This window comes from [Phormidium] sp. LEGE 05292 (assembly GCF_015207735.1).
GTDB lineage: Bacteria > Cyanobacteriota > Cyanobacteriia > Cyanobacteriales > Aerosakkonemataceae > Floridanema.
The window spans coordinates 1-4842 of record NZ_JADEWG010000268.1 but is presented as its reverse complement, the minus strand read 5'-3'; the positions used below and the strand labels follow the sequence as shown (position 1 = coordinate 4842).

Sequence of the window (4842 nt, the reverse complement as noted above, 5' to 3'; positions counted from 1 at the left end):
GGAGACAAGGGGACAAGGGGACAAGGTGAAATTTTTCCTTGGAGCCTTCTGCCTTTCTTACCTTCTGCCTTCTGCCTTCTGCCTTCTGCCTTCAAATTAAGCTGTTCGCAATGCCTGATCCACGTCTTCTAATGCGCCTAATTTGTCACCGATCGCAAATCGAGCTAATCCCCGATTAATGTAAGCTGAATTTAATTTGGGATCGAGTTTTAAAGCTTGATTAAAGTCGGCAATTGCTTGGCGAGAATCACCTAATCTATAATGTATAAATCCCCGATTATTATAAGTTCTGGCATCATTCGGATTAAGTTCTAAAGCTTGATTAAAATCTTTAATTGCTCCTTGTTTATCTCCTAAATCAGAACGAACTAAACCTCTGCTAACATAAGCTTCAGCTAATTGAGGATTTTGTTTTATCGCTTGATTAAAATCTTCTAGTGCTTTTTGAATATTTCCTTGCACGCGATAAGCTAATCCCCGATTATTGTAAGCTGCTGCATAATCAGGTTTGTAAGTAATCGCTTGGTTAAAATCGGCAATTGCTTGAGGGAAATTTCCTTCATAATAATATGCTAAACCTCGATTATAGTAGGCATTTGCTTTTTGGGGATTGATTTTGATGGCTTGAGTATAGTTTTCAATTGCTGCTTGATAATCTCCCTTTAAAGTGAAAATATTGCCGCGATTATTGTAAGCTTCAGCATCAGCCAAATTAATATTTAATGATTGATTAAAATCAGCTATTGCTCCCGATCGATCGCCATTTTTATGCTGAATTAAAGCTCGATTATAATAAAGTGTGGCTGAATCAGAATCTAAGTCTATAGCCTTTTGTAAATCCGCCATTGCTCCAGCACGATCGCCTAATTGCAGACGCACATTGCCTCGATTATTATAGGCTTCTACAAAATTAGGATCTAGTTGTATTGCTTGGTCAAAATCTGCGATCGCACCCGAAAAATCACCCAAATAACAACGCGCCATTCCCCGATTATTATAAGCTTCTACTGCATGAGGGTTAATTTTTAAAGCTCGATCGTAATCTGCAATTGCCTCTGCAATTTCTCCTAAGTAAACTTGAGATAAACCGCGACTAATATAAGCAATAGTTAGTAGGGGATTTAAATTGATTGCTTGGCTAAAATCTGCGATCGCTTCCTCTAGTGCTTCTAAATCAAAATATACCAAACCTCGGCTCAAGTAACCATTGGCAAAATCTGGTTTGAGTTGCAAAGCATAATTAAAATCAATGATTGCTGTTTTATACTCTCCCAAGCAATAATAAGCTTGACCTCGGTTATAATAAGCAGCATAATTGGAGTCGAGATTAAGCACCTCATTAAACTTGTCGATCGCTGCTGGGTAATCCCCTTGCCTCACATTGTCGATGCCTTGATTTAAAATGTTTTGCAAACTCATAGCCTGATGGTTGGATTTACTAAATTTTTGGTTAAAAAATTTAGGTAATTTCAGCAAATTACCTGGGGAATTACATTTATGAAGTTAGCAAGCTGAAGCTATTAAATCAGAGTAAATTTCCCTTAAGTTCCATCTACTCATTAATCTACAGCAGTAGATTTGTGATTTATTCTGCAAATCTCAGCTTTTCTCAATTCGCCTTATCAGTGTTAACTTATTCTTGTTTATACAGCTAATATTCCCAAAAGCTTCGGTTGACAGGATATACTTTACTTAATCTTTAAGACTTCCCTCAGCAAATTTACGGTAACTTTACACTAATACTGAAACAACACTTAGACAAAAACTAAAAAGTTCAGGAGTTTTCCACAACTAAACTCCTGAACTTCTTTACTTCTCAAGTCCTGTGTTCAACTAGAAGTATCAGCAATAAAACTATAGATTTTTTGGGTTTCCAAATTATTGCAGATTGAGGAAGGTAACTGATTTAGAGAGAAGCTTTGACGATCGAGATTTACTTGCAAACTAGTCAGGGGATCGCCACCTGAAGAAACTAGAAAATCTAGACGTTGTAGATCGGGCGAAGAAGCTATAGTATCAAGAATTTTGGCGATCGCTTCCACGTAAGGATGACTTGGTTGTTGATACCAGTCTAGTGCTGCTAATTTAGGTTGATCGAAACCCAAATGAACAGTTAGTGAAGGATTGCCGAATAAGGCGATCGTTACAGGTCTAGCTTCTTCTTGCAAAAGTAAATCATGAAGGCTGACCAAATGACGCAACTTCTCCAACCGTTCATAACGTTCTTGGATGGAAAACTCGCCTCGCCATTGAATGGCTACTGTTACTAAATAGGTTTGCAGGAGCAAATGACCTAACTTTTCGGCTTTTGTAGCCAGATAGGTAGAATTATAAGAATTGGCTTCAATTAATAATGGAACTCTTTCCGCCACTTCTAATCCGTAACCTTTCAACCCCGCAATTTTGCGCGGGTTATTAGTAATTAGGCGAATTTTTTTCACCCCCAAATCATTGAGCATTTGCGCTCCAACCCCGTAATTTCGCAAGTCAGCAGGAAAACCTAACCTTTCGTTTGCTTCCACAGTATCTAAACCCAAATCTTGCAAAGAATAGGCTTTTAACTTGTTAATTAAACCAATTCCTCTGCCTTCTTGACGCAAATAAACTACCACACCGCTACCAGCATTTTCAATCATTTTTAAAGCTGCTTGTAGCTGCATTCGACAATCACAACGCAGTGACCCTAAAGCATCACCAGTCAAACATTCCGAGTGCATCCGCACCATTACTGGTTGTTCAGAAAAATGAGTTGGATCGCCTTTAACAATGGCAACGTGCTCGGAATTGTCTAAGATATTGCGGTAAGCGTAGATTTCAAAATTACCAAATTCTGTGGGTAATTTAGCGACTGTTTCTCGACAAATAAAGCGATCGTGCTGCAATCGATAACTAATTAAATCAGCGATCGAAATAATCTTCAGATTGTGTTTTTTTGCATATTCAATTAACTCCGGCAATCTAGCCATTGAACCATCAGGGTTTTGAATTTCGCAAATTACCCCAGATGGATAAAGTCCGCCTAATCTAGCTAAATCTACCGCTGCTTCGGTATGACCAGCCCGTTTGAGCACGCCGCCAACTCTAGCCCGAATCGGGAAAATATGACCAGGGCGACGTAAATCTTTTGATTGAGTAGCTGGATTAATTGCTACTTGAATTGTGCGAGCGCGATCGTCAGCGGAAATTCCAGTAGTAACACCTAAATGAGAGCCAGCATCAATACTCACAGTGAAAGCAGTTTGGTTATTGTCAGTATTTTTGCTGACCATCAATGGCAAATCCAGTTCATCCAAACGTTCCCCTGTCATCGCCAAACAAATTAACCCTCTGGCATTCACTGCCATAAAATTAATTAAATCAGGCGTGGCAAACTGCGCCGCACAAATTAAATCACCTTCATTTTCCCGACTTTCGTCATCTACTACCACCACCGCTCTGCCTGCTTTAATCTCTGCTAAAGCGGTGTCAATTGAGTCAAAATTAAAAGGTTGGATAGGAGTTTCTTGCACTAATACCGTAAAATTTCGTAAAGTTTTTCCTCTTTAATTTTACCCCGTTCTTTTGTCTAAAATACCAGGCAGTTGAAGAGGCACAGAGGCAGGGGGGTTATCGGAGCAGTGGGGCAAAATCTAAAATCTAAAATCTAAAATTTAAAATTTAAAATCGCTTACTTCTGCCAAAAAGGGGTTTTAGTACTACAATGCAGCAAAAGTTGTAACTGAATTAAACTAAAAACGCATAAAGGTCAAGGAGCATGGGTAATATGGGGCGCGTGCCCGTTGGTATTGTCGGCGCATCAGGTTATGGTGGTGTGCAATTAGTCAGACTCCTTAAGGAGCATCCAGGGGTAGAAGTAGTTTACCTGGGCGGTGAAAGTAGTGCTGGGAAACCTTTTTCAGATTTATACCCACATTTGAGTCCGTTTGTGGATTTGAAGATTGAAGCAATCGACTTAGAAGAAATTGCAACTCGTTGTCAAGTAGTTTTTCTTTCTTTGCCCAATGGGTTAGCTTATAAAATGGCACCAACCTTATTGGCAAAAGGGTGCAAAGTACTAGATCTTTCGGCAGATTACCGTTTTTTTGATGTTAGTACTTATACATCTTGGTATGGTGGCGATCGCGAAGATCAAGAAATCGTCTCGAAAACTGTTTATGGCTTACCAGAACTGTATCGCGATCGCATCGCTCAAGCCGAACTAATCGGCTGTCCCGGTTGCTATCCTACAGCTAGTTTATTAGCATTAGCACCCCTGCTCAAACAAGGTTTAATTTTGCCAGAAACCGCTATTATTGATGCTAAATCTGGGACTTCCGGTGGTGGAAGACAAGCAAAAGTTAATATGTTATTAGCGGAAGCAGATAGTTCTATAGGTGCTTATGGAGTTGCCCGTCACCGTCATACACCCGAAATTGAACAAATTTGCAGCGATTTAGCCGGAAGCGAAGTTACAATCCAATTTACACCCCACTTAATTCCAATGGTGCGGGGCATCCTAGCCACAGTGTACGCCACCATGCGCGATCCGGGGCTACAACACAAAGATTTAATCACCATTTACAATGCCTTTTACCGCAACGCCCCTTGGGTGAAAGTTTTACCCAGTGGCACTTATCCCCAAACTAAATGGGCTTGTGGTACTAATCTTTGTTATATCGGTTTAGAAGTCGATTCGCGCACCGGGCGGGTCATTGTGTTGTCTGCGATCGATAATTTAATGAAAGGTCAAGCCGGACAAGCCGTTCAGTGCTTAAATATCATGATGGGTTGGGAAGAAACTTTAGGCTTACCTCAATTAACTTTCTATCCCTAAAGAGGCAGGGGAGATGGGGAGATGGGGAG

Annotated in this window: 3 protein-coding genes; 1 reads left to right on the top strand and 2 read right to left on the bottom strand. The window is 40.2% G+C overall.

All coding sequences use genetic code 11. From position 1 onward, the window contains the following. Positions 1 to 96: 96 nt before the first annotated feature. Together IQ264_RS31600 and ribBA are read right to left on the bottom strand one after the other, a co-directional pair. Complete coding sequence (locus IQ264_RS31600; protein WP_193986552.1) at positions 97 to 1419, bottom strand: tetratricopeptide repeat protein; 1323 nt, start codon at positions 1417 to 1419, stop codon at positions 97 to 99. Between the two features lie 410 nt (positions 1420 to 1829). Further along, positions 1830 to 3509, bottom strand: coding sequence for a bifunctional 3,4-dihydroxy-2-butanone-4-phosphate synthase/GTP cyclohydrolase II (ribBA, locus tag IQ264_RS31595; RefSeq protein WP_322744843.1), 1680 nt, complete (start codon positions 3507 to 3509; stop codon positions 1830 to 1832). A 245-nt stretch (positions 3510 to 3754) separates the two neighbouring features. Here ribBA and argC point away from each other — a divergent pair, with 245 nt between their 5' ends. Beyond that, positions 3755 to 4813: an N-acetyl-gamma-glutamyl-phosphate reductase gene (gene argC / locus IQ264_RS31590; protein ID WP_193986550.1), complete on the top strand. Its 1059-nt coding sequence runs from the start codon at positions 3755 to 3757 to the stop codon at positions 4811 to 4813. Positions 4814 to 4842 lie beyond the last annotated feature (29 nt).